A 20551-nucleotide genomic window follows, 5' to 3' on the forward strand; every position below is an offset into this window, starting at 1 on the left:
TAGTCCTTGCCCTTGGACAATCACTGGCCAATCCTGGATGCGGAGGTCGCCATGGCCCGTGCCGCGTCCCGCAAGGTGCTTGAATCCCCCCGCCCCGACGGCGGCCACCTGGTGAAGCCCGAGCGGCTGCAGATCGTGCTGGAGGCCATTCGCGACGCCGGGGAGCACGGCATCACCAAGGAGGGCCTCATGCGCAAGCTGGGGGGCGTCGCCTCGCGCACCGTGGACCGGGCGGTGCAGCTGCTGGAGGAGCAGGGCGCGCGCTTCGGCAAGGCCCGGCAGGGCCTCCCGGCCGTCATCCACTTCACGCTGGAGAAGGCCCCGGACTGGGACAGCCGGATCACGCCCCACGCCCGCATGGCGCTGGAGGTGGCCCTCATGGCCCTGGAGGGCACGGCCACGGAGCTCTGGTTCGACCAGCTGGAGGGGTTGCGCACCTTGGCGGACAGCCACCTGAGCAGCCGCGACCGTGACCTGTTCCGGGCCCTGCAGGAGCACGTCTGCGTCCGGGGCGGCGCCGACGACCAGCAGGCGCTCGACACGAAGATGCTCACCCAGGTCCTGCTGGCGCTCGGGCACCCCGACGGCCCGCGGGAGCTCGACCTCACCTACAAGGCCGCCTCCACGGGCCGCACCAGCGCCCGCACCGTGGTGCCCTACACCCTCACCCACGACGTCTTCTCCGGCGGCGCCTTCCTGCTGGCCTGGGATCAGGCCAAGCAGGAGCCCCGGCACTTCCGGCTGGCCCGCATCGAGGAGGCGAAGGCCCTGGCCCGGCGAGGCCTCATCCCGGACAAGCGGCCCCTGGAACAGGCCCGAGACCTGCAGATCGGCGGCTGGTACAGCCTGGCTGCGCCCTTCCGGATCCAGGTCCGCGTCTCCGGCACCAACTGGCCCCAGGCCCTGCTGGACGCCCCGCCCGCCCTGCCCGGCGTAGAGGTCCGCAAGGAGAAGGGCGGCACCGTGCTGCTGGCCTTCCAGGCCACCGAGCCCTCAGGCCCCACCCGCTTCATCCTCCAGTTCGGGCCCGATGCCGAGGTGCTGGAGCCCAGGTCCCTCCGGGAGCACCTGGTCTCGACGCTGAAGGCCATGGCGGCGAAGTACAGATAACCTCTCCCCGCCTCGCCGAACCCGCAGTGGATGGCATCAATTCCAGATACCATCATCACCTAAGCTCTTGATCGATTGTTGGAGCCGGAGTCCAGCCTCCATGGGACCGCCTCCGTTGGAGGGTAGATGCTGCACATGCACCTGGGACCGCACCGAACCAGACCCGCAGTCTCCCTCCTGCTCGGGCTGGTGCTGGCCGGCAGTTCGGCAGGGCCGGGCCTCCAGGCCGCCCAACAGAAAAGGATCGTCTCCGTCCGGCGGGACGCCGACGAATCCACTCACGCGAGGTTCATCCAGACCGTCCATGGCGTCCGCGTCTGGGGTGGGGATGGCATCACCCACGCCCGCAAGGATGGGCGTGAATTCCTGCTGACCCAATCCGTGGTGGGGGAGATCGCCGTCCATACCAGCCCGACCCTGACCTCCTCGGAAGTGCTCTGGATCGTGTCGGAGAACCTGAAGCTGCGCGGCCCCTTTGCGGTCACGCCGAAGGTCGAGCTGGTCATCCTCCCGGAGGTGGAGCGGGTCCACCGGGACACCGGGACGCCCGTCCAGCCCAGTCAGGACCTGAATGCCATCGAGGTGGTGGAGAAGACGGTCGGCTTCCGCCTGGCCTACCACGTGCAGGCCGCCCATGGCAGCGAGACCGGCGGGGCCGCCCTGACCGGATTCCTGGTGGATGCCCACGGTGGCACCATCCTCCGGAAGTGGTCCGCCCTGGAGACGACGGGAACCGGTCTCTCCCAGTACAGCGGCACCGTCGTCCTCTCGACCGCACCCGGTGGCCTGGGCCATGAACTGCGGGACGTGGGGCGGGGCGGCAACGTCACCCTCGACATGAACCACAGCTGGGACATGGCCCTGAACGGCGACCTCTACGAGGATGCGGATGATGTCTGGGGGGATGGCCAGCAGTACCTCCTGGGAGGGTCCACCACGGCCCCCAACGGCCAGACAGCCGCAGTGGATGCCCATTTCGGCACCCAGGTGACCTGGGATTTCTACGGCCAGGTGCTGGGCCGGAACGGGATCGACGGAGCGGGCACCCCCACCCGGGCGCGGGTCCACTTCGGCGACAACTATGACAACGCCTTCTGGTGGGACGAGTGCTTCTGCCTGACCTTCGGGGATGGCAGCAAGTTCAAGACACTGACCTCGCTGGACGTGGTCGGACACGAGTTCAGCCACGGCGTCACCTTCGCCACGGCTGGCCTGATCTACAGCGGAGAATCCGGATCCCTCAACGAGGCCACCTCGGACATCCTCGGCACCATGGTCGAGTTCTACGCCAGAGGCGCCAGCGGCAAGGGAGCCGTGGTGCCCGACACCGGCGGGAACTGGACCATCGGCGAGCAGCTGAGCACTCCGGCCTTCAACCATCCGCTCCGCTACATGTACAAGCCGAGCCTGGACGGATCGAGCCCCGACGCCTGGTCCGCCAGCCTGGTCAACCTCGACGTCCACTACGGAAGCGGCCCCATGAACCGCTGCTTCTACTTCCTGGCCCAGGGGGCCTCCGCGAACGCCGCCTCGGTGTATGCCTCGCCCTACCTGCCCGGGGGCATGAGCGGCCTCGGCAACGACAAGGCCACCCGGATCTGGTACCGCGCTCTGACCACCTACCTCACCTCGGCCAGCACCTACCTCCATGCGCGCATGGCCGCCCTGCGGGCCGCCATCGATCTCTACGGCCCGGGCTCGGCCGAATTCCAGGCTGTCCGGAACGCCTTCGCGGCCATCAACGTGGGCTATGCCTCCGGAGACGGGGACGACCTGGAACCCCCCACCGTGTCCGCCTCCGTGGACGGCAGCACCGGCACCATCCAGTTCACCGCCCACGCGCAGGACAACAAGGGCGTGGCGTTGCTGGTCTACTTCGTGGATCAACGCCGAGTGGCGACCCGCACGCTGGGCGGGCAGGCCAGCATCATCGACGGGCTGGCCTTCGACTCGCGCAGCATCCCCAAGGGACCGCACACCCTCACCCTCGCCGCGACCGATACGGTGGGCAACGTCACCTACTCCGCGCCGGTCCCCTTCCAGCTGTCGAACCCGTTCTATGAGCTGCTTCTGCAGGGCGACTTCGAATTCGGCAGCCTCTACGACGGCGGCATCGACAAACGGCACTCGGCCTGGGTCGATCCCATCGGCGTCATCTCTCAGGCCTGGCCCTACTTGGGCTGGTGGTGCGGCGATTTCTGCGGCGTCGGCGACACCAACACGCAGTCGATCCACCAGACCGTGACGATCCCCGCCGAGGCCCAGAGTGCAGTCCTGAGCTTCTGGCTCGAGGTCTTCTCCCAGGAACCCGACGACCGGGCCCGGGATACCTTCCAGGTCCAGGTCCGGGCCACCACCGGGGAAGTTCTCGAGACCCTGGCGACCTATTCCAACCTGGATCGCAGCCGGATCGCGATCCCCATTCCGGCCAAGAAGGACTACCGCCAGCATCTTCTCGATCTGTCCGCCTACCGTGGGAAGACCGTGCAGCTCTGGTTCGAAGGACGGGAGGACGCGGCACATCCGGTCCCTGCCATCGCCCCAGTAGCGGTGCGCCCTGCGGTTCCCATGGTGGTACCCTCGCCCGGCCAGGACCGGCAGATCGCCAAATCAGACACGATCTCCGGCGTCACGTTCTACCCCAGTGGCGTCGGCCTCTCCGAATTCCTCCTCGACAACGTGTCCCTCAGGATCGGGGAGGCCCCGGATACGGAAGCACCCGTGGTCTGGAGCAGGGGCATCCGTGGAACCAGCGGAGTGATCGAGCTCAGCGCCGACGGCCAGGACAACCTGGCCATCACCCGCATCGACTTCCTGGTGGATGGCGTCCTGGTGGGCACCACGACCTCGGGCCCCCACAGGCTGTCCTTCGATTCGCGGGGCCTCGCCGATGGCAACCACCAGCTCGTGCTGAATGCCTTCGATGCCGCCGGGAACAAGGGGGCCTCGTCGCCCCTGGGCTTCACCACGGACAACACCTCTGCCCAGATCCTGAAGAACCCGGGGTTCGAGGCCGGACTCGCCGACTGGACCTTCACCAACTGGAGCGTCGCCTGGAGCAGCTCCATCTACGACACCGAAGTGGAGACCCTCGCCGGCAATGCCGGCGTCATGGGGCCCGCCCTCCCGGCCATCCTCTCCCAGCCCGTGTCGATTCCGGCGAATGCCGCCTCGGCCACCCTGACGTTCCCCTACGGCATGCTGTCCTTCTCCAATCCCCCGGATGACAGCCTCAAGGTGCAGGTCCGGGACCCGAGCGGCGCGGTCCGGGCGACCCTCGCGACCATCGCACCCCCCAACACGGATGCGTACTACGGCCAGGCGGAAGTCAGCCTCCTGGATTTCCGTGGCCAGGACATCGTGCTGGCCCTCGTCCTGAACACAGTCTCCCTTCCCCCGGGCGGAGGCGCGATGAAGGGCCTGGCGGTCAACCTGACCCAGGTCGACCTGGTGGTGCAGACTTCCCAGTTTCCTTCCATCTTCACCCAGCCCGTCAGCTGCTCCGTGTCCGCAGGCACCCAGGTCACCTTCTCCGTGGTCGCCGGAGGCACGGGGCCCCTCTCCTACCAGTGGCGGAAGGACGGCGTTGACATTCCCGGTGCCCGGGCCAGCAGCCTGACCATCCCCGGGGCCGCAGCAAGAGATGAGGGCAGCTACCAGGTCCTGGTCACCAACGGCCAGGGCAGTGTCCTGAGCGCGGCGGCGACCTTGAAGGTGCTGACCATCGTCTTCGACCTCAACGCCGATGGGTCCGTCAACGTGCTCGACCTGGCATGGTTCCTGAAGCACTACGCCCCGGGCGTCCCCGTGGCCAACTCCCCCGCAGACCTGAATGCGGACGGCTTCGTCGATGACGCCGACCTGGCTCTGCTGCTGGCCCGGCTATGAGAAAGGCCCTCATGCTCCGAGTCAAATCCACCCTGGGATGCGCTGTCCTGGCGCTCGCGGTCGCCTGCGGCGGCGGCGGCAACCCGCCCCCGCCCCCGCCCGCCATGGCGACAGCACTGGCCTATACGGACCCCGTCAGTGCCGACTACCGCCTCCTGGGGAATGCCGCCCTCTCCACACCCTCCCGGCTCGTGCTGGACCTCGTGGGGCCGTCCAGCCAGAACGGCCAGGGCCTGGCGTTCATCCTCACGGCCGATCCCGCCAAGGTCTCCTGGGTCCAGCCACCGAACACCACCGGGCTGGTCCAGAACCTGGCCTTCGATCCCGGCGGCGCCGTGGTCCTGACAGGCACGGACAAGGGCGGCGGCGCGCTGCATGGGGCGGTCTTCCGGAAGGCGGGGGCCGTTCCGCTCGGCCAGCCCCTCGCCCGCATCTGCCTCGTTCTCAAGGCCAATGCCGTCCCGGTCAACACCACCATCGGGTTCACCCTCACGGCGGGGAACACCCTCTCCGACACCGGCACGGTTCTTCCCCTCACCCTTGCCACAGGCACCCTGGTCGCGAAGTAGCGATCGTGCGCCTGTGGCGAGGGCCGGGCTTTCCTGGCGGTCCGCTCAGTCCAGCGTGATGGCGCCGTTCACGGTCTCGATGTCGATGCCCTGGTCGCCGCCGGGGAAGACGGCGGTGACGCGGTGCTTCTTCACGTCGACCTGCTCGGCGCCCTTGGCGTTGAAGGAGATCCCGCCGTTGACCGTGCTGGCCTTCAGGCGGCCCTTCAGGCCGCCCAGCTGGAGCTGGATGGAGCCGTTCACGGTCTCCGCCTTGATGCCCCTGCCCTGACCGTCCAGGCCCGAGCCCTTGATGGCGCCGTTGACGGTCTGCAGGTTCAGGCTGCCCTTCACCTGGTCAAGGTTGATGCTGCCATTCACGGTCTCGGCCTTCAGCTGCTCCTGCAGGTTGGAGGCGCGAATACCGCCGTTCACGGTGCTGAGGACGGCCTTGCCCTGGGTGCCATTGACGCTGACCTCCCCATTCACGGTCTCGATCGTGGGCGCGATGCGGCGAGGCACCTTGAGGGTCATCTGGCACTGGGGCCCCTGGTACGAACCCCAGCCGGTGTGCTTGGGGTACTCGCCCCGGATCTCCAGGGCGCCATTGCCGGCCTCGACCACCACCTTCACCTGCTCGTCCCTGCTGCTGGGCTTGAACTCGCCCGTGAACTGGACCTCCTCGCGATCCCAGGCCTCCACATGGATGAAGCCGTTGACGTTCTTCACCTTCAGAGTGGAACCCGAGGCCAGCGGCAGGGTGCGCGTCTCGGTGGTCTTCTCCGCCTTGGCGGGCTGGATCACCTGGGACTGGGCCGCCAGTGAGGCGCAGAGGATGACGGCGGCAACGGCCGCGGCGAGGGGTCGGGCGAGGGCCATGGGAGCCTCCTGGATGTCAGAGATCGTGCGTGGGCTACGAGACATGTCGGAGGGCGTTTAGGGGACTAGAACTTCAACCCCGTGCTGAGGTACATCCGCCTGGCCCGCCCGTAGTTGGTGGGACCGGCCGCCCCAAAGCCCGAATTGGGGGCGAAGGGCGTGGAGATCGGATCGCCGGAGGCCAGGGCCGCATAGCCGGTGCCAAAGGTGACCTGCTGCTGGTGGTTGAAGACATTCTCCACCACCGCCTTCACGTAGGCACTGGCCTTGCGACCATTTCCGAATGTCAGGAGCCGGAAGTCCTGCTGCACGCTGAGGTCCAGGTAGTACTGGGAGTGGTAGGTCCCGTCGCCCCGCATGTTGTTGCGGTACTGGTAGAGGCGCAGCCCGGCAGCCTGGGGATCGATGGCGGGGTTGAGGCTGCTGGGATCGGTGATGACCCGGATGTGGCTGTAGGTCTGAGGGCCGTCATAGCTGAACAGCAGGCCGGTCGTGAGCTCGCCCAGGGGGTTGGCCCAGCGGGCGATGGTGTTGATCCGGGAGCGCAGGGGCACGTGGCCCAGCAGGTAGCCATAGGGGTTCGTCACGGCGGGATCGTACATCGAGACGCCGTTCTGCACCGTGAACCAGTCGTAGCCCGCGCCGGACCCGGGTGCGCCCTTCACCTCGCCTTCGTAGTTGCCCTTCAGGCGGCTCAGCACGAGGTTGCCGTTCACCGTGTAGCGACCCTTCGCGAGGGCGCCTTCCAGTTCCACGCTCCGGTAGTCGCGCTTGGCGCCGGGCTCGTTGTGCCAGTAGGTGATGTAGAGGGGACTGCCGCCGCCCGGGTTGGCCACGGTGCCATCGTTGCCGGCCCGGAGGTCGATGAGGTGGTTCCAGGTCTTGCTGATGAAGGTGGCCTTCAGGTAGCCCTCGCCCAGGGTCTTGTGCTTGAAGTTGTGCAGGGCGCTCAGCTGCACCTCGTCCACCGTCTGGGCCTGCAGGTTGGGATCCACCTTGATGTTGACGGCGGCATCCGTATAGGACAGCGGAATGGGATTGTAGTTCGCCGGATTGGCCAGGGCCGAGAAGGGCTGCACGCCCGCGGGCCCGTTGTAGCCGAAGGTGGCGGCGATGGGGTTGTTCACGTAGGTGGCCACGCTCAGCTGGATCTCCAGCGGCTTGCCGTTGTAGCGGCTGTAGGCCGCGCCCAGGATCCAGGCGCTGTCGCCCAGGATGTCGAAGTTCACGCCCAGCCGGGGCGAGAGGGCGTTGTTCGAGGCCGTGGTCCGCTTCAGGGCCCGGTCCTCGGCGGTGTACTTGTCCCAGCGCAGGCCCAGGTTGGCGTTCCAGTGCTTGTTCAGGGACCACTTGTCGTTGACGTAGAGCGCGTGCTGCTCGGTGCCCGCCTCTCCGGGCTGGGTGAGGTAGCTGAAGGTGGTGGCGCCATCGGTGTTCACGGTGCCATTGGTCAGGTCGAGGCCGCCGGCGGCGACATAGGAATTCCAGGCCTTTCCGCCGATGAGGAGGTCATAGGGCGTCTGCGCCCCGGAGGCCCTGGTGGTCCCCCGGTAGTAATCCCAGCCCAGGTCGAGCTGGTGGCTGCTGTCGGCGCTGGAGGCGAAGTAGGAGAACTTCAGGTTGGCGGTCTGGTTGTTCCGGATGTCCCCGGGATCCCGGGGATCGAAGTAGCCGGCCCGGTAGAAGTAGCCGTCGTCGTTGTTGAAGATGGGCAGGGCCACGTTGTTGGAGCCCACCGCGATCTTCTGGTCCTTCTTGCCGATCTTGAAGGACATGGTGAGGACATCGGTGAGGAGGCTGCGGAGTTGCAGGCCGTAGATCTCCTGGGTGAAGCGCCGCGTGCTGAAGAAGCCATCGCCGCTGCCCACGTAGTCGATGTTCGCGAAGGTCTCGCTGTAGCCGTGGTAGGTGCCCACCAGCGTGTGCCGGTCCGTGATGGCCCAGGTGAGCTTCAGCTGCCGCCGGATGTCCTTGATGTTCTGGGTGTAAGGGGCGCCCACCGGCGCCCCGATGGCCGCCTGGTCCGTGGGTAGGCTCTGGGCCGTGTCCTGGGCGGTGCTGAAGTAGCTGGTGTAGAACCAGAGCTTGGATTTCACGATGGGGCCGCCCACCTGGAACATGCGCTCCTGGTTGATCTTGTCGGAGAACGCACTGGCGTCCTCCCCGTGCCGGGCCGCCTTCCAGCGGTCGCTGCTGAGGTCCCAGCGCAGCTGGGCGGTGAACTCGTCGCCGCCGGACTTGGTGATGGTGTTCACCACGCCGCCCTCCACGTCGCCGAACTCGGCGGGGATGGCGCCCGTGATCACCTGCGTCTCTTCGATGGCGTCCGTGACGAACTTGGCGCGGGGTCCGTTGTAGACATTGTCCGCGTAGTTCTGGCCGTCCAGGAGCCACAGATTGCCCGTGCCCTGGCTGCCGCGGATCTGCATGCCGCCGCGGTCCTGGTTCAGGTTCTCCACCACGCCCGGCGCCATGAGGGCCACGTTCAGGGGGTTGCGGTCCACCGGCAGGGCGTCGATGGACTCCTTCGAGAAGTTGGTGGAGGTCTTGAACTCCGTCTTGTCCTGTCGGACCGAGGAGGCCACCACCTCGACGGTGGTTCCCGCCTCCTTGGAGAGCGTGAAGCGGCTGTTGAGGTTCTGCTCAAGGCCCAGCCGCTCCTCGCGGGTGACGGTGGTGAAACCGGCCTTGGACAGGCTGATGCGGTAGAGACCGGGGGGCAGCAGCCGCGCGGCGAAGCGGCCCCCCGCATCGGTGACCACCACGCGGACGCCCTGCAGCGAGGGGCTGCTGAGGCGGATCTCCACGCCCGCCATGGGGGCCTCTGCCGCGTCCACCACCTGACCCACGAGGCTGGCCGTCTGGGTGCCCTGGGCCAGGCCCTGGATCTGCCCGGCGGCGAGAAGGGCCGCCATGCGGCCGAAGCTGAGCAGGGTTTGTCTCATGGTGGACCTCCCAAAGGTGGTTGAGACAGGAAACCTGCGATCCAACCCTTCCCTCTGGAAGGCTTTAGGGGCGAGGCCCACCAGTGCGGGACGAGCCGTGGCCCGGCAGGGGGGAACCGCCGGAACCTCCGCCGACGGGGACCCGGGCCGCTATACTCAGCCCTTCCGGAGCGTCCATGTCCCAGTCCATCGACCGTCCCGAACTCAGCGCCGCCGAATGGAAGCTCATCCAGGACCTGCGCGCCCTGCCCGACGAGCCCCTGCGCAGCCGCGTCCACGCGTCCCTGGGCGAGCTCCTCTACTTCTTCCAGAACCCCAAGTGCCAGGGCGTCGGCGTCGATGGTTTCCCCTGCGGCACGCCCCGGTCCTCCTGCGAGGACTGCCACCAGATCTGGGAGGCGCTGGACAAGGTGGCCGAGCGGACGAAGAAGGGGTGAGCTGCCGCTAGGCCTTCGCCAGCCACCGGTCCCCGAAGTTCACCAGCACGGCGCCGAGCAGGAGCAGGGTCGCCCCGGCCACCCGGATCCAGGAGATGTCGCGCACGGGGAGGCCCAGGAGCCCGAAACGGTCGAAGAGCAGGGACGAGACCACCTGCCCTGCCACGATGAGCGAGATCATGGCCGCCATGCCGATGCGTGGGGCCAGCAGGGTCGAGCCGAACACGAAGAAGGCACCCAGCACGCCGCCCAGCCACTCCCACCAGGCGATGCGCGGCAGGCCCGCCAGGGTGTGGAAGGGCTGGCCGGTGGCCACGCAGGTGAGGGCCAGGGCCGCGGTCCCCACCGCGAAGGAGACCAGGGCCGCCAGCAGGGAGCCGCTGCCCAGCGCCTGCCGCAGCGAGTTGTTCACGGCGGACTGGAGGGGGATCACCAAGCCGATGACGAAGGCCATGAGCAGCAGGAGCAGGACCATCCAGGCACCTCGTCGGGAAGCGCCGATGGTACCCCAAGGTTGCTCAGAGTGTCTCCCAGGTGGCCCGGGCCTGACCCGCCGCATCGGCCGTGGCCGCCTTCAGGCGGGATCGCAGGTCGTCGGGCAGGAGGCGGCCCGCCTCCAGGGCCTGGAGCCGGGAGGGCGGGGTGAGGCCCGGCCATCCGGTCAGCATGGCCTTCACCCAGGCCTCGTCGCCCAGGGTCGCCCGGGCGGGCCAGCGCCAGGCATGCCCCAGGCCGGGCTCCCGCAGGGCCCTGAGCGCAACCTCCACCTGCCCCGTGCGGCTGGCCACGGCCGCAACGGCCTCGGCGGCCTCCCGCTGGGCGAAGGGATCCGCCAGCAGGGCCAGCAGGGGTTGCAGCGCCTCGGTGCCGCCCACCTTGCCCAGGGCCCGGGCCAGGGCGAAGCGGGCGCCTTCGGGCGAGCGGGCCAGGGCGGCGATGAGCCATCCGCCGTCGGAGCCGCGGACGGCCGCCACCAGGCCATCGGCGGCGGCCCGCCGGGCACCCACGGGGCCCGTGGCCAGGGCATCCAGGTAGGGCGCCAACCGGACCTCGGGCCCCTCGTCTCGGCGCGGTCCCGCCACGGTGGCCAGCTCCCGGTCCCGGGCCGAGAAGCCCGGCAGGGGTTCCTCGCCCCAGCCCACCGCCTCGGCGCTCTCCAGCCAGTCGGCCAGCTCCCGGCCGAAGGCTGCCATGTCGGGCAGGCGCTTTGCGGGATCCGGCTGCAGGGCCCGCATCACGAGCCCCGCCATCCGGGGCGGGAAGCCAGGCCGCACGGCCGCCGGGGGCAGCTGCACCTGGGCGTAGGCCTGGCCCGTCGTGAACTCGAAGAGGATGGCGCCCAGGGCGTAGACATCGCAGCGGCCATCCACCCGGCGGGGATCGCCGTGCTGCTCGGGGGCCATGTAGCCCAGCGTGCCCACCACCATCTGGCTGCGGGTGGCGCGGGTGCGGCCCTCCTCGCCCTCCCAGTAGCACACGCCGAAGTCGGTGACCTTGAGCTGCCCGTCCGCCGCGAAGAGCAGGTTCGACGGCTTGAGGTCGCGGTGCACCACGCCCGCCGCGTGGGCCACGCCCAGGGCGCCGCAGACCGGGATCAGCCGCCGGACGAGCGCGGCCGGGGCCTCGCCGCGACAGGCCTTGAGGCTGCCGCCGGGCAGGAGTTCCATGATCAGGTAGGGCCAGGCGCCGCTGGTGCCGAAGGCGAAGATCTCGACCAGGCTGGGGTGCGAGAGGCGCGTGAGCACTTCGCCCTCCCGCAGGAAGCGGCGGACCAGATCCTGGTCGCGATGGACCTCCGGGCGCAGCAGCTTCACCGCGCAGGAGGCGGCAGGGCGGAAGCGGTCTTCGCCCCGGAACACCAGGGCCATGCCGCCTTCGCCCAGGGGCTCCAGGAGGCGCACGCTGCCGATCTGCGCGGGGGGCCGCAGGCCGCTCATGGGGCCGGGTACGCCCGGTCGCGTCCTCCGGCCTTGGCGCCGTAGAGGGCCGCATCGGCCCGGGCCAGCAGGGCACCGCCGTCCGAATCCCCATCCTTGAGCTCGGCCACGCCCAGGCTGCAGGTGAGCCGCAGATCCAGGCCGCCCTCCAACTCCAGGGGATGCTCCGCCAGGGCCCGACGCAACCCCTCCGCGGCATTGAGGGCCATCATCACGGAGGTCTCGGGCAGCACGATGAGGAACTCATCTCCGCCCAACCGGCCCACGGGATCCGAGCCCCGGAGACGGAGGTGGAGGAGGGCTCCGAACGATTCCAGGGCACGGTCGCCCGCCCGGTGCCCATGCGTGTCGTTGACCTGCTTGAACCAGTCCAGGTCCGCCAGGATCACGGCCAGGGGCCGGCGGTGGCGGCGGGCCAGGTCGAAGTGCGACTCCAGCTGGTGCAGGACCGTGGCCCGGTTGCCCACGCCCGTCAGCGGATCCAGCGTGGTGCGGGCCACCATGGCCTGGTGGTAGCGGCGCTCGAGGGCATCCATGTGCTTGAGCTTGAAGGCATGCCCTCCGACGCGCACCACGTCCTCGGCCCTCAGCTTCAGGGGACCGGGATTCGCGTAGACCCGCTTGCCGTTGATGAAGACGCCATTGGTGGAGCCCAGGTCGCGCAGCTCCACAGTCTCCAGATCCGCCGCGATGTTCAGCCGGGCATGGCGGCGGCTCACCTCGGGTTCCGGCAGGCAGAGCCCATTCTCCGGCGCCCGGCCGATGCTCAGGCCCTCCAGCGGCAGGGGGATGAATTCGCCCATGGGCTGGCCCACATAGCGGATCAGCACCCACTCGCGGGTATCGAGCTCGCCCAGGAGTTCCGCGTCCTCCCGCACGGAGGCTGGATCCCAGGGGGGAAGATCGGGGGGCGTGTGTTCGAGGGGCATCTGGGAAAGTCTAACGGAGATCGGCGAGGGCTAGCCTTCGCAGACCTGGTTGCGCCCCCCGCCCTTGGCCCGGTAGAGGGCCGCATCCGCCCGGGCCAGCAGCTGGCCGGCGTTGAGATCATCCCCGGTCCGCTCGGCGATGCCCAGGCTGCAGGTGACGCTGAGTCCGCCAGAAGCCAGGGGGATCGGGGTCGCGGCGATGGCCTTCCGCAGCCGCTCAGCGAAGGGCCGGGCCCCCGCCAGATCCGTCTCCGGCAGCACCATGAGGAACTCCTCACCACCGATGCGGCCGGCCAGATCGGCCTCGCGCAGGGTCGCGATGAGGCGCTCGCCGAAGGTGTGCAGCACGAAGTCGCCCGCCCCGTGGCCGTAGGTGTCGTTCACCTGCTTGAAGTGGTCCAGGTCGCAGACCACCACCGAGAGGGGTCGGCCGTAGCGCTGGCTCAGCCCGAAGCGGTTCTGCAGCTCCGCCAGGGCGCTGCCCCGGTTGGCCAGTCCCGTGAGCGGATCCTTGGTGCTGAGGTCGAGGAGCGTCTCGTGGAAGGCCCGCTCCAGCGGATCGAGGAACACCAGCTTGAGTACATGGCCACCGATGGCGATGCGGTCGCCCGGGCGCAGCTCCGCGAGCCCCCGTACCGGGTCCCCATTCACCCGCGTGCCGTTGGTGGACTCCAGATCCTCGACCAGGACCCGGCCCTCTTCGACCCGGAAGCGCGCATGCTGGCGGCTGACCTCGCCATCGAGCAGGGGCACGCCCGAATCCGGCGCCCGGCCCACGATCACCTGCCCGGCCGCCAGCGGGAACACTCGGCCCAGGGCCGCACCCGCATAGGCCACCAGGGCCCACTCGGCAGGGGCCGCCAGGGCATCCACGTCGCTCTTGGTGCGCACCACCGTCGGGATCTCGGGCAGCCCGGGAAGCGTCTTGGCGCTCAGGGGCGGCTTCTTCGACGAGGCCTTGCGCGTCACGGATCCTCCACGAAGCAACTCACCAGGCTTCCATCGTCCTTTCGCCGGGCCAGGATGAATGGTGCACGGGGCGCCCGGACCGCCGAGGCCTCCAGGCGGACGAGGATCCGGCCCTGCCCCGGATCGTGGCGCAGGTCCGCCACGCCCTTGCTGGGGAGGCGGAACAGGCCGAGGACCTCGAGGTTCCGGACGTTCTCCCCGGTGCCCCGCACCAGCTGCAGGCTGTAGCGCATCCACAGGCCCTTGGGCAGCAGGTGGATGGCCTCGGCCCGGATGGGCACCGCCAGCGACAGCATGAGCTCCAGGCCGGCTTCGGCTGTCCCTCCCTCCAGCGTGGGGTCCAGGCGCCGGGCGCCGGGCGGGGGCAGCTGTGCCGACAGGCGGCGCGGGGCGGGGCGGACGAGCGGTTCCAGCCGACCCAGGGTCTGCGCCTTGCGCGGCAGCGGGGGCACGGCCACCCGCGCGGCCTGCCCGCCCGCCAGCGGCGTCATGCGGATGACCTCGGCCTCGGCACCCCACCGGGCCCAGCCAGACTCAGCGCAGAGCCTGGCCTGAAAGGGCTCCAGGGCCTTCGCCTCGGTGGCCCCGCTGAGCCGCTGCATCTCGCGGCAGGCCGTGACGGGGGGCTCCAGGCCGGCCCGGACCTCGGCCCCCAGGGGCGCGGAGCCACGGGCCTGCGGCAGGAAGGGCTCGGCGGCCACCTCCACCACCCGGAGTCCGGCGAAGGCCTGCCGCAGCGTTTCAGCCGCGTCCGCCATCGCATCCTTCACCCGGCCGAACATCAGGACTCCTTGACGACCAGGCTCTGAAGGGCCGCCGTGACGCGCTCCAGGGGCTCGGCCAGATCCATGTGGTAGCCCGCCTCCAGCAGCTTCCCCACGGCCTGCTCCTGAGCCGCCGGTTCCACCGCGGCGGCGAACATCACCCGCAGCGGGGCGGCGCCTTCGGCCAGCTGGATGAGCAACTCCCGCGGCCCGGCCCGGAAGGTGTCCCCCACCTTGGAGAGGGGGGACTCCTGGCTCTTCTGCACCGCCAGGACCGGGTACTTCACGTCGCCGGACCAGCCGCCCGCCAGTTCCGTGGCGCTGAGGATGAACAGGTCGGGCGGCGCCTTGAGCTCCTTCAGCAGCGTCTTCTGGATGACCTCCTCCTTGAGGTGCGGCTCCAGCGACTTGCCGTAGAGGATGCTCTGCAGGCGCGTGGGCGTGATGGGCTCGGTGTAGCGGAAGTCCAGCGGGATCCCGGAGGTGTCCGTGACCAGGAGGCCGCCGAGGTAGCTGGCGCCCTCCTTGACGGCCATGAAGTACGCGAGCTTGATGGGATCTGCCATGAAGACACCTCTGCCGGGAAGGCTACATCCCCATCGGCGGAACCTGCTCTTGCCTTTTGTCCCGCTCCTGGTACATTGGTTATTCCACTCGTTGGGGAGTGGTCTAATGGTAGGACAACGGTTTCTGGTACCGTCAGGTGAGGGTTCAAATCCTTCCTCCCCAACCATTCACAACTTGTTCAGTGGTCCCATCGTATAGCGGTTAGTACACCGCCCTCTCACGGCGGGAACAGGGGTTCGATTCCCCTTGGGACTACCAACAACGGCCCGGCGCAAGCCGGGCCTTCTTCATGTCCCAAGGGGAATCGAAATCCCAGCCAGCGCGCAGGTAGGGCCAGGCTCGGACAGCCTGGGGGGCTGTTCGAGCCGGTCCGCCGCAGGCGGAGGCCCGTGCGCATGCTGGCGTGCGGCCGGAGCGTCACCTCGGAGGCGCAGCCGCAGAGGTGACGAGGAGGGATTCCCCTTGGGACTACCAGCAACGGCCCGGCGCAAGCCGGGCCTTCTTCATGTCCCAATGAGAGTCGAAGTCAGCAGTGGCCGGCCTTCTCACCGGTGCCGTTCCCGCCGTGAGCGCGCCGGATCAGGAGGCCAGCGCCACCAGCGCCCGCACCGCTTCCCACCCCTTCGGCGTGAGCACGTAGGAGTGGCTGAGGTCCAGGCTCAGCAGCCCGCCCTCCTCCAGCTTCGGCAGCGATTCCCCGGCGGGCACGGCCTGGGTCTCGCCCTTGCCCAGCAGCGTGACCACGCCTTCTTCATCGAGGTAGAAGCCGAGGCGCCCTTCGGCATCCCGGGATGCCAGGTGGAGCACGCAACGGTCGTGGGACGTCAACTGCATGGAAACCTCTGGATCCATCTAGTCAGTCGACTGATCGGTTCACAAGTTAATTGATGTTAAGAAGCGGCTTGAGAAGGCCACGAGTGGGTCTTTTCTGCCCTCCCGCATCCGTCCTGTTCGCTTCCGGGCCCGGCCTGTGTTTGGATGGGGCATGCGCACGCGTTGGCTCTGGCTCTTTCCCCTGGCAGTGGCCGCAACCATCGTCTGGCTGAGCGCCCAGTCCCATTATCCGGGCGGCATCCAGCTGCCGCCGCCTCTGGACAAGGTCGCCCACGCCTGCGTGTTCGGGGGCCTCGCCTGGGCCCTGGACTTGGCGATCCGGCGCAGTCGGCCGGACTTGCCCATGTACCGGAGGCATCTGCTGGTCTTCGGGATGGTGGCCGTGTTCGGCGCCACGGACGAGTGGCACCAGAGCTTCGTGCCCGGTCGGTCCTGCGAGTTCGGCGACTGGGTCGCCGATGCCTTCGGGGGGGGATTGGGGCTTCTGGCCGGGAACCTCCACCTCCTGTTCACTCGCCACTTGGCGGCGCTGTCCTGGTGGCGCGGCACGACCCGGCGTTCCGATCCGGGCCGGGACCTGATCCTGGTGGCCGACCCCCACTGGGCGGCGGAGCTCACGGGTCTCGAGGAAGGCACCGCGCGCTTCCCGGAAGCCGACTGGCTCTTCCTCGGCGATGTGTTCGACGTGTGGGTCGGGATGCCCGGCATGGAGACCGAAGCCCAGCGGGCCTTCCTTGAGTGGGTTCGCGTCCGCAGGACCGCAGGCCGCTGGGTGGGGCTGTGGCTGGGCAACCGCGAGTATTTCCTCGAGCGGCATGCCGCCGGCTTCGACCTCATGGGCGAAGGCATCGGCGGCAGGCTCGAAGGCGAGCCCCTGACTTGGGAGCACGGCGACCTCGTCAACACCGCCGACCGGCAGTACCGGCTGTGGAACCTGGTCTCGCGCTCCGGCCTCCTCTGGCTGCTGTTCCGCCTGATGCCCAGCGGCACCGCCCGCCGGGTATCCGCCTGGATGGAACGGAAGCTCCGCACCACCAACAGCACCTACAAGCTGGCCTTCCCGAGGCGGGCCTTCCGCGCCGCCGCCGAGTCCCACCCGGGCACGACCTTCCTCACCGGCCACTTCCATACCCACGAGGTCGAGGCCAACGGCATCGCCCTGCCCTGGGCCCACGAGGGGCGGTTCATGGTGTGGCGCGGCGGGAAGGTGGAGGCGCTCTAAAGGTCCAGCAGGTCCGCCACCTCGCGGCGCAGCTCGGGAATGCCGAGGCCCTTCGCGGCGCTCACCCAAGCGATGTCCGGTGCCTGCAAATGCAAGTCGGCGGCCACGTCCTTGCGCTGTTTCAGCGCCTTGCTGGGTTTCACCTGGTCGCTCTTGGTGGCCACGATGCGGTGGGGCAGGCCCTCGACGCGCAGCCACTCGATCATCTGGTGATCCAGCTTGGTGGGGCCCACTTCCGCGTCCACCAGCACGAAGACCATGCGCAGCGTGGGCCGGCTCGTGAGGTAGCCCTCCACCATGGCCTGCCAGGTGGCCCGCTCAGCGGCGGGACCCGTGGCGAAGCCGTAGCCCGGCAGGTCCACGATCCAGCGATCCGGCCCCGTGAGGAACACATTGATGAGCCGCGTGCGGCCGGGCGTCTTGGACACGCGGGCCAGCTGCTTCTGGTTGGCGAGGGCGTTCAACAGCGAGGACTTCCCCACGTTGCTGCGGCCCACGAAGGCCACTTCCGCGTGGCAGATCCCCAGCTTCCGGGCGTCGGCGGCGGAGGTGACGAAGCGGGCATCGGTGAGGGGCTGGGCCATGGGGATCCAATCTGCTGACTTCAGGCTACAGCCAACGGCTCCTCACACTGTCACGAGGCTCGTCGGCGCGGGCTGGTCGAAGGCGATGCGGCCGTGGTCCAGGCCGATGACGCGCTTGCGCATACGCTGGATGAGGCTGCGATCGTGGGTGGCCACGACCACCGTGGTGCCCTGGCCGTTGATGCGCTCGAAGAGGGCCATGATCTCGTGGGCCAGATCGGGATCCAGGTTGCCCGTGGGCTCGTCCGCCAGCAGCACCAGGGGATCGTTCACCAGGGCGCGGGCGATGGCCACGCGCTGCTGCTCGCCGCCGGACAGCTGCAGGGGGTAGCTGCTGAGCTTGTGCTGCAGTCCCACCATCTTCAGGGCGCGGAAAGTGCGCTGCTTCTGCTCGGCGGCGCTGACGCCCAGCACCTTCAGCACGAAGGACACGTTCTCGAAGATGGTGCGGCTGCGGATGAGCTTGAAGTCCTGGAAGACCACGCCCAGCTTGCGACGCAGCAGGGGAATCTCCGTCTCGGCCATGGAGGCCAGCCGGTGCCCCGCCATCTGGATCTCGCCGCTGCTGGGAATCTGCTCGCGGAAGAGCAGCTTCAGCAGGGTGGACTTCCCCGCGCCGCTGGGCCCCGTGAGGAACACGAACTCGCCGGCGTCGATGCTGAAGCTCACATCCGCCAGGGCGGTGTGGATGCGGTCGTACTGCTTGCCGACGTGGGTGAGCGTGATCATGGCTAGGAGTATTAAACCGCAGATGGCGCAGATGGCCGCAGATTGGATGGGAACCCGCTCCACCGGCGTCCTCGGGGACCCCCTGCAACGCCTTGCCAGCCCCATGGATTGTGGTTCAGGGCGGCCCAGGGTGAAATGGATCATGTCCAACCCGACGGCCATCTTCCTCATCTCCTGCCCGGACCAGAAGGGCATCGTGGCCCGCCTGACCGGCTTCATGTACCAGCACGGCGGCAACATCGTCGACTCGGACCACCACTCGGATCTGCAGGCCGGGCGCTTCCTGGGCCGCATCGAGGTGGAGGTCGCGGGCCTGGACCTGGACCGCGCGGGACTCCGGGCGGGCCTGGCGGCCATCGCCGACCCCATGGGTGGCCACTGGGAGCTGCACTTCTCGGACGTGGTCCCCAGGATCGCCCTCTGGTGCAGCAAACAGGAGCACTGCCTCCTGGACCTGCTGTGGCGGCACCAGGCCGGTGAGCTGGGGGCCGAGATCGCCTTCGTGCTCAGCAACCACCCCACCCTGGGCCGCCATGTCGAACCCCTGGGCATCCCCTTCCACGTGGTGCCCATCACCCGGGACACCAAGGCCGGGGCCGAGGCGCAGGAGCTGGCCCTGCTTCGTTCCGAGCGGGTGGACCTGGTCATCCTCGCGAAGTACATGCAGGTGCTCAGCCCGGATTTTCTGGGGGCCTTCCCCTCGGTCATCAACATCCACCACAGCTTCCTGCCCGCCTTCGCCGGGGCCCAGCCCTACCACCAGGCCCACGCCCGGGGCGTGAAGCTCATCGGCGCCACGGCCCACTACGTCACGCCGGATCTCGATTCCGGGCCGATCATCGACCAGGACGTGGTCCGCGTGAGCCACCGCGACACCGTGGAGGATCTGGTGCGCAAGGGCAAGGACATGGAGCGCCTCGCCCTCTCCCGCGCCGTGCGGCTGCACCTCCAGCACCGGGTGCTCACCTACGGGAACAAGACCGTGGTGTTCGAGTAGGACGATCCCAGCCCTAGAGCCGCTCCACCAGCATGGCCACGCCCTGGCCGCCGCCCACGCAGAGGGCCGCGAGCCCGAGTTTCTTGTTCTCGTCCTGAAGCAGATGCAGGAGCGTCACCAGGATGCGGGTGCCGCTGGCGCCGATGGGGTGGCCGATGGCGATGGCGCCGCCGCGCAGGTTGACCTTGGCGGGGTCGAGGTCGGACAGCTCCGCCAGCACGCCCAGACTCTGGGCGGCGAAGGCCTCGTTCAGTTCGAAGAGGTCGATGTCCTGGAGCTTCACGCCGGTCTTGGCCAGCAGCTTCTGGATGGCGGGCACGGGACCCAGCCCCATGGTGGCCGGGTCCACGCCGGCCTGGGCGAAGCCGAGGATGCGGGCGATGGGCTTGCGGGCCTGGGCGGCGGCCTCGGAGGCCAGCACCAGGGCCGCGGCGCCATCGTTGATGCCGCTGGCGTTGCCCGCGGTCACGGTGCCGTCCTTCTTGAAGGCCGGGCGCAGCTTGGCCAGCCCCTCGGCGGTGGCGTCGGTCTTGATGTACTCGTCCCGGTTGAAGAGCGTGTCGCCCTTCTTCCCGACCAGCGTCACGGCGAAGACTTCGCGGTCGAAGGCGCCGGCGATCTGTGCCGCCGCGGCCTTCGACTGGCTGGCGAGGGCGAAGGCATCCTGGGCCTCGCGGGTGATCCCGTGCCTGGCGGCGACGTTCTCGGCGGTGATGCCCATGTGGGTGTCGCCGTGGCCGCACCAGAGGCCGTCCTGGATCATGCTGTCGATGAGCTTGGCGTCGCCCATGCGGGCACCCCAGCGGGCGGCGGGCAGCAGGTAGGGGGCGTTGGACATGCTCTCGGTGCCCCCGGCCACCACCAGGTCGGCGTCGCCCATGGCGATGGACTGGGCGCCCAGCGAGACGGCCTTGAGGCCCGAGCCGCAAACCTGGTTGGGCGTGTGGGCGGGGGTGGCATAGGACAGGCCGGCCTTCAGGGCCGCCAGGCGCGCGACGTTCTGGCCGCTGCCGGCCTGCAGCACATTGCCCAGCACCACGTCGCCCACCTGCTCGGCGGCAACCTCTGCCCGGGCCAGGGCCTCGGTGATGGCCAGGGCGCCCAGCTGCACCGCATTCAGCGGCTTGAGGGCGCCACCGAAGGTTCCGACGGCCGTGCGGGTGGCGGAGAGGATGTACACGGACATGGGGCACTCCTAGGAAGTTCCAGGGT

The 20551-nt window shown here is 69.0% G+C and carries 18 protein-coding genes and 2 tRNA genes; 8 read left to right on the forward strand and 12 right to left on the reverse strand.

Annotated features, from left to right (window positions below; all coding sequences use genetic code 11):
- Positions 1-51 precede the first annotated feature (51 nt).
- The 3 genes from QOZ81_RS13785 (at position 52) to QOZ81_RS13795 (ending at position 5567) form a co-directional block, all read left to right on the forward strand.
- On the forward strand, positions 52-1110 hold the full coding sequence (locus tag QOZ81_RS13785; protein WP_291205181.1) for a helix-turn-helix transcriptional regulator: 1059 nt from the start codon (positions 52-54) through the stop codon (positions 1108-1110).
- A 126-nt stretch (positions 1111-1236) separates the two neighbouring features.
- Positions 1237-4998, forward strand: coding sequence for a M4 family metallopeptidase (locus QOZ81_RS13790; RefSeq protein WP_291205177.1), 3762 nt, complete (start codon positions 1237-1239; stop codon positions 4996-4998).
- An 11-nt stretch (positions 4999-5009) separates the two neighbouring features.
- Complete coding sequence (locus QOZ81_RS13795) at positions 5010-5567, forward strand: hypothetical protein (protein WP_291205174.1); 558 nt, start codon at positions 5010-5012, stop codon at positions 5565-5567.
- A 45-nt stretch (positions 5568-5612) separates the two neighbouring features.
- Here QOZ81_RS13795 and QOZ81_RS13800 read toward each other — a convergent pair whose 3' ends face one another.
- Positions 5613-6425, reverse strand: a complete 813-nt coding sequence (locus QOZ81_RS13800; protein WP_291205171.1) for a DUF4097 family beta strand repeat-containing protein — start codon at positions 6423-6425, stop codon at positions 5613-5615.
- A gap of 65 nt (positions 6426-6490) precedes the next feature.
- Entirely contained in the window at positions 6491-9370 is a 2880-nt protein-coding gene (locus QOZ81_RS13805; protein ID WP_291205167.1) for a TonB-dependent receptor, read from the reverse strand.
- Positions 9371-9546: 176 nt separating this feature from the next.
- On the opposite strand from QOZ81_RS13805, the gene QOZ81_RS13810 reads away from it, so the two are divergent.
- Positions 9547-9807, forward strand: a complete 261-nt coding sequence (locus QOZ81_RS13810) for a hypothetical protein (protein ID WP_291205164.1) — start codon at positions 9547-9549, stop codon at positions 9805-9807.
- A 7-nt stretch (positions 9808-9814) separates the two neighbouring features.
- Here the strand turns inward: QOZ81_RS13810 and QOZ81_RS13815 are convergent, their stop codons facing one another.
- The 6 genes from QOZ81_RS13815 to QOZ81_RS13840 are packed head-to-tail and all read right to left on the reverse strand — an operon-like array spanning position 9815 to position 14972.
- Positions 9815-10282 (reverse strand): DMT family transporter, encoded by a 468-nt coding sequence (locus QOZ81_RS13815; RefSeq protein WP_291205160.1) that lies wholly within the window; start codon positions 10280-10282, stop codon positions 9815-9817.
- A gap of 43 nt (positions 10283-10325) precedes the next feature.
- The gene (locus QOZ81_RS13820; RefSeq protein ID WP_291205157.1) at positions 10326-11744 is read right to left on the reverse strand and encodes a serine/threonine-protein kinase; all 1419 of its coding nucleotides are present in this window, start codon (positions 11742-11744) and stop codon (positions 10326-10328) included.
- On the reverse strand, positions 11741-12673 hold the full coding sequence (locus QOZ81_RS13825; RefSeq protein WP_291205154.1) for a GGDEF domain-containing protein: 933 nt from the start codon (positions 12671-12673) through the stop codon (positions 11741-11743). The genes QOZ81_RS13820 and QOZ81_RS13825 overlap by 4 nt, the downstream gene beginning before the upstream one ends.
- A gap of 30 nt (positions 12674-12703) precedes the next feature.
- Entirely contained in the window at positions 12704-13642 is a 939-nt protein-coding gene (locus QOZ81_RS13830) for a GGDEF domain-containing protein (RefSeq protein WP_291205151.1), read from the reverse strand.
- On the reverse strand, positions 13639-14424 hold the full coding sequence (locus QOZ81_RS13835; protein WP_291205148.1) for a hypothetical protein: 786 nt from the start codon (positions 14422-14424) through the stop codon (positions 13639-13641). Before QOZ81_RS13835 ends, QOZ81_RS13830 begins: the two co-directional genes overlap by 4 nt.
- Positions 14424-14972: a hypothetical protein gene (locus QOZ81_RS13840; protein WP_291205145.1), complete on the reverse strand. Its 549-nt coding sequence runs from the start codon at positions 14970-14972 to the stop codon at positions 14424-14426. The genes QOZ81_RS13835 and QOZ81_RS13840 overlap by 1 nt, the downstream gene beginning before the upstream one ends.
- A 92-nt stretch (positions 14973-15064) precedes the next feature.
- Between QOZ81_RS13840 and QOZ81_RS13845 the strand changes: the two genes are divergently transcribed.
- Together QOZ81_RS13845 and QOZ81_RS13850 are read left to right on the forward strand one after the other, a co-directional pair.
- Positions 15065-15139: transfer RNA gene (locus QOZ81_RS13845), tRNA-Gln, on the forward strand.
- A 17-nt stretch (positions 15140-15156) separates the two neighbouring features.
- Positions 15157-15231, forward strand: a tRNA-Glu gene (locus QOZ81_RS13850).
- Positions 15232-15552: 321 nt separating this feature from the next.
- On the opposite strand, the gene QOZ81_RS13855 is transcribed toward QOZ81_RS13850, so the two are convergent.
- The gene (locus QOZ81_RS13855; RefSeq protein WP_291205142.1) at positions 15553-15807 is read right to left on the reverse strand and encodes a hypothetical protein; all 255 of its coding nucleotides are present in this window, start codon (positions 15805-15807) and stop codon (positions 15553-15555) included.
- A gap of 151 nt (positions 15808-15958) precedes the next feature.
- On the opposite strand from QOZ81_RS13855, the gene QOZ81_RS13860 reads away from it, so the two are divergent.
- Positions 15959-17029: a VanZ family protein gene (locus tag QOZ81_RS13860; protein ID WP_291205139.1), complete on the forward strand. Its 1071-nt coding sequence runs from the start codon at positions 15959-15961 to the stop codon at positions 17027-17029.
- Here QOZ81_RS13860 and yihA read toward each other — a convergent pair.
- Positions 17026-17613 carry a ribosome biogenesis GTP-binding protein YihA/YsxC gene (yihA, locus tag QOZ81_RS13865; RefSeq protein ID WP_291205136.1) on the reverse strand — a complete coding sequence of 196 codons (588 nt, stop codon included), beginning with the start codon at positions 17611-17613 and terminating at the stop codon, positions 17026-17028. The two genes, QOZ81_RS13860 and yihA, sit on opposite strands and share 4 nt — an antisense overlap.
- Before the next feature lie 42 nt (positions 17614-17655).
- A complete protein-coding gene (ftsE, locus tag QOZ81_RS13870; protein ID WP_291205133.1) occupies positions 17656-18342 on the reverse strand; it encodes a cell division ATP-binding protein FtsE in 687 nt (228 codons plus the stop codon).
- A gap of 142 nt (positions 18343-18484) precedes the next feature.
- Here ftsE and purU point away from each other — a divergent pair, with 142 nt between their 5' ends.
- Complete coding sequence (purU, locus tag QOZ81_RS13875; protein WP_291205131.1) at positions 18485-19339, forward strand: formyltetrahydrofolate deformylase; 855 nt, start codon at positions 18485-18487, stop codon at positions 19337-19339.
- A 13-nt stretch (positions 19340-19352) separates the two neighbouring features.
- Here the strand turns inward: purU and QOZ81_RS13880 are convergent, their stop codons facing one another.
- The gene (locus QOZ81_RS13880; protein ID WP_291205127.1) at positions 19353-20525 is read right to left on the reverse strand and encodes an acetyl-CoA C-acetyltransferase; all 1173 of its coding nucleotides are present in this window, start codon (positions 20523-20525) and stop codon (positions 19353-19355) included.
- Positions 20526-20551: the final 26 nt, after the last annotated feature.

The organism is Geothrix sp. (assembly GCF_030219325.1).
In the GTDB taxonomy this organism is placed as follows: Bacteria; Acidobacteriota; Holophagae; order Holophagales; family Holophagaceae; genus Geothrix.

Coding starts and splice junctions, on each gene's coding strand:
- QOZ81_RS13785 (WP_291205181.1), top strand. CDS start 52: ATGGCCCGTGCCGCGTCCCGCAAGGTGCTTGAATCCCCCCGCCCCGAC.
- QOZ81_RS13790 (WP_291205177.1), top strand. CDS start 1,237: ATGCTGCACATGCACCTGGGACCGCACCGAACCAGACCCGCAGTCTCC.
- QOZ81_RS13795 (WP_291205174.1), top strand. CDS start 5,010: ATGCTCCGAGTCAAATCCACCCTGGGATGCGCTGTCCTGGCGCTCGCG.
- QOZ81_RS13800 (WP_291205171.1), bottom strand. CDS start 6,425: ATGGCCCTCGCCCGACCCCTCGCCGCGGCCGTTGCCGCCGTCATCCTC.
- QOZ81_RS13805 (WP_291205167.1), bottom strand. CDS start 9,370: ATGAGACAAACCCTGCTCAGCTTCGGCCGCATGGCGGCCCTTCTCGCC.
- QOZ81_RS13810 (WP_291205164.1), top strand. CDS start 9,547: ATGTCCCAGTCCATCGACCGTCCCGAACTCAGCGCCGCCGAATGGAAG.
- QOZ81_RS13815 (WP_291205160.1), bottom strand. CDS start 10,282: ATGGTCCTGCTCCTGCTGCTCATGGCCTTCGTCATCGGCTTGGTGATC.
- QOZ81_RS13820 (WP_291205157.1), bottom strand. CDS start 11,744: ATGAGCGGCCTGCGGCCCCCCGCGCAGATCGGCAGCGTGCGCCTCCTG.
- QOZ81_RS13825 (WP_291205154.1), bottom strand. CDS start 12,673: ATGCCCCTCGAACACACGCCCCCCGATCTTCCCCCCTGGGATCCAGCC.
- QOZ81_RS13835 (WP_291205148.1), bottom strand. CDS start 14,424: ATGTTCGGCCGGGTGAAGGATGCGATGGCGGACGCGGCTGAAACGCTG.
- QOZ81_RS13840 (WP_291205145.1), bottom strand. CDS start 14,972: ATGGCAGATCCCATCAAGCTCGCGTACTTCATGGCCGTCAAGGAGGGC.
- QOZ81_RS13855 (WP_291205142.1), bottom strand. CDS start 15,807: ATGCAGTTGACGTCCCACGACCGTTGCGTGCTCCACCTGGCATCCCGG.
- QOZ81_RS13860 (WP_291205139.1), top strand. CDS start 15,959: ATGCGCACGCGTTGGCTCTGGCTCTTTCCCCTGGCAGTGGCCGCAACC.
- yihA (WP_291205136.1), bottom strand. CDS start 17,613: ATGGCCCAGCCCCTCACCGATGCCCGCTTCGTCACCTCCGCCGCCGAC.
- ftsE (WP_291205133.1), bottom strand. CDS start 18,342: ATGATCACGCTCACCCACGTCGGCAAGCAGTACGACCGCATCCACACC.
- purU (WP_291205131.1), top strand. CDS start 18,485: ATGTCCAACCCGACGGCCATCTTCCTCATCTCCTGCCCGGACCAGAAG.
- QOZ81_RS13880 (WP_291205127.1), bottom strand. CDS start 20,525: ATGTCCGTGTACATCCTCTCCGCCACCCGCACGGCCGTCGGAACCTTC.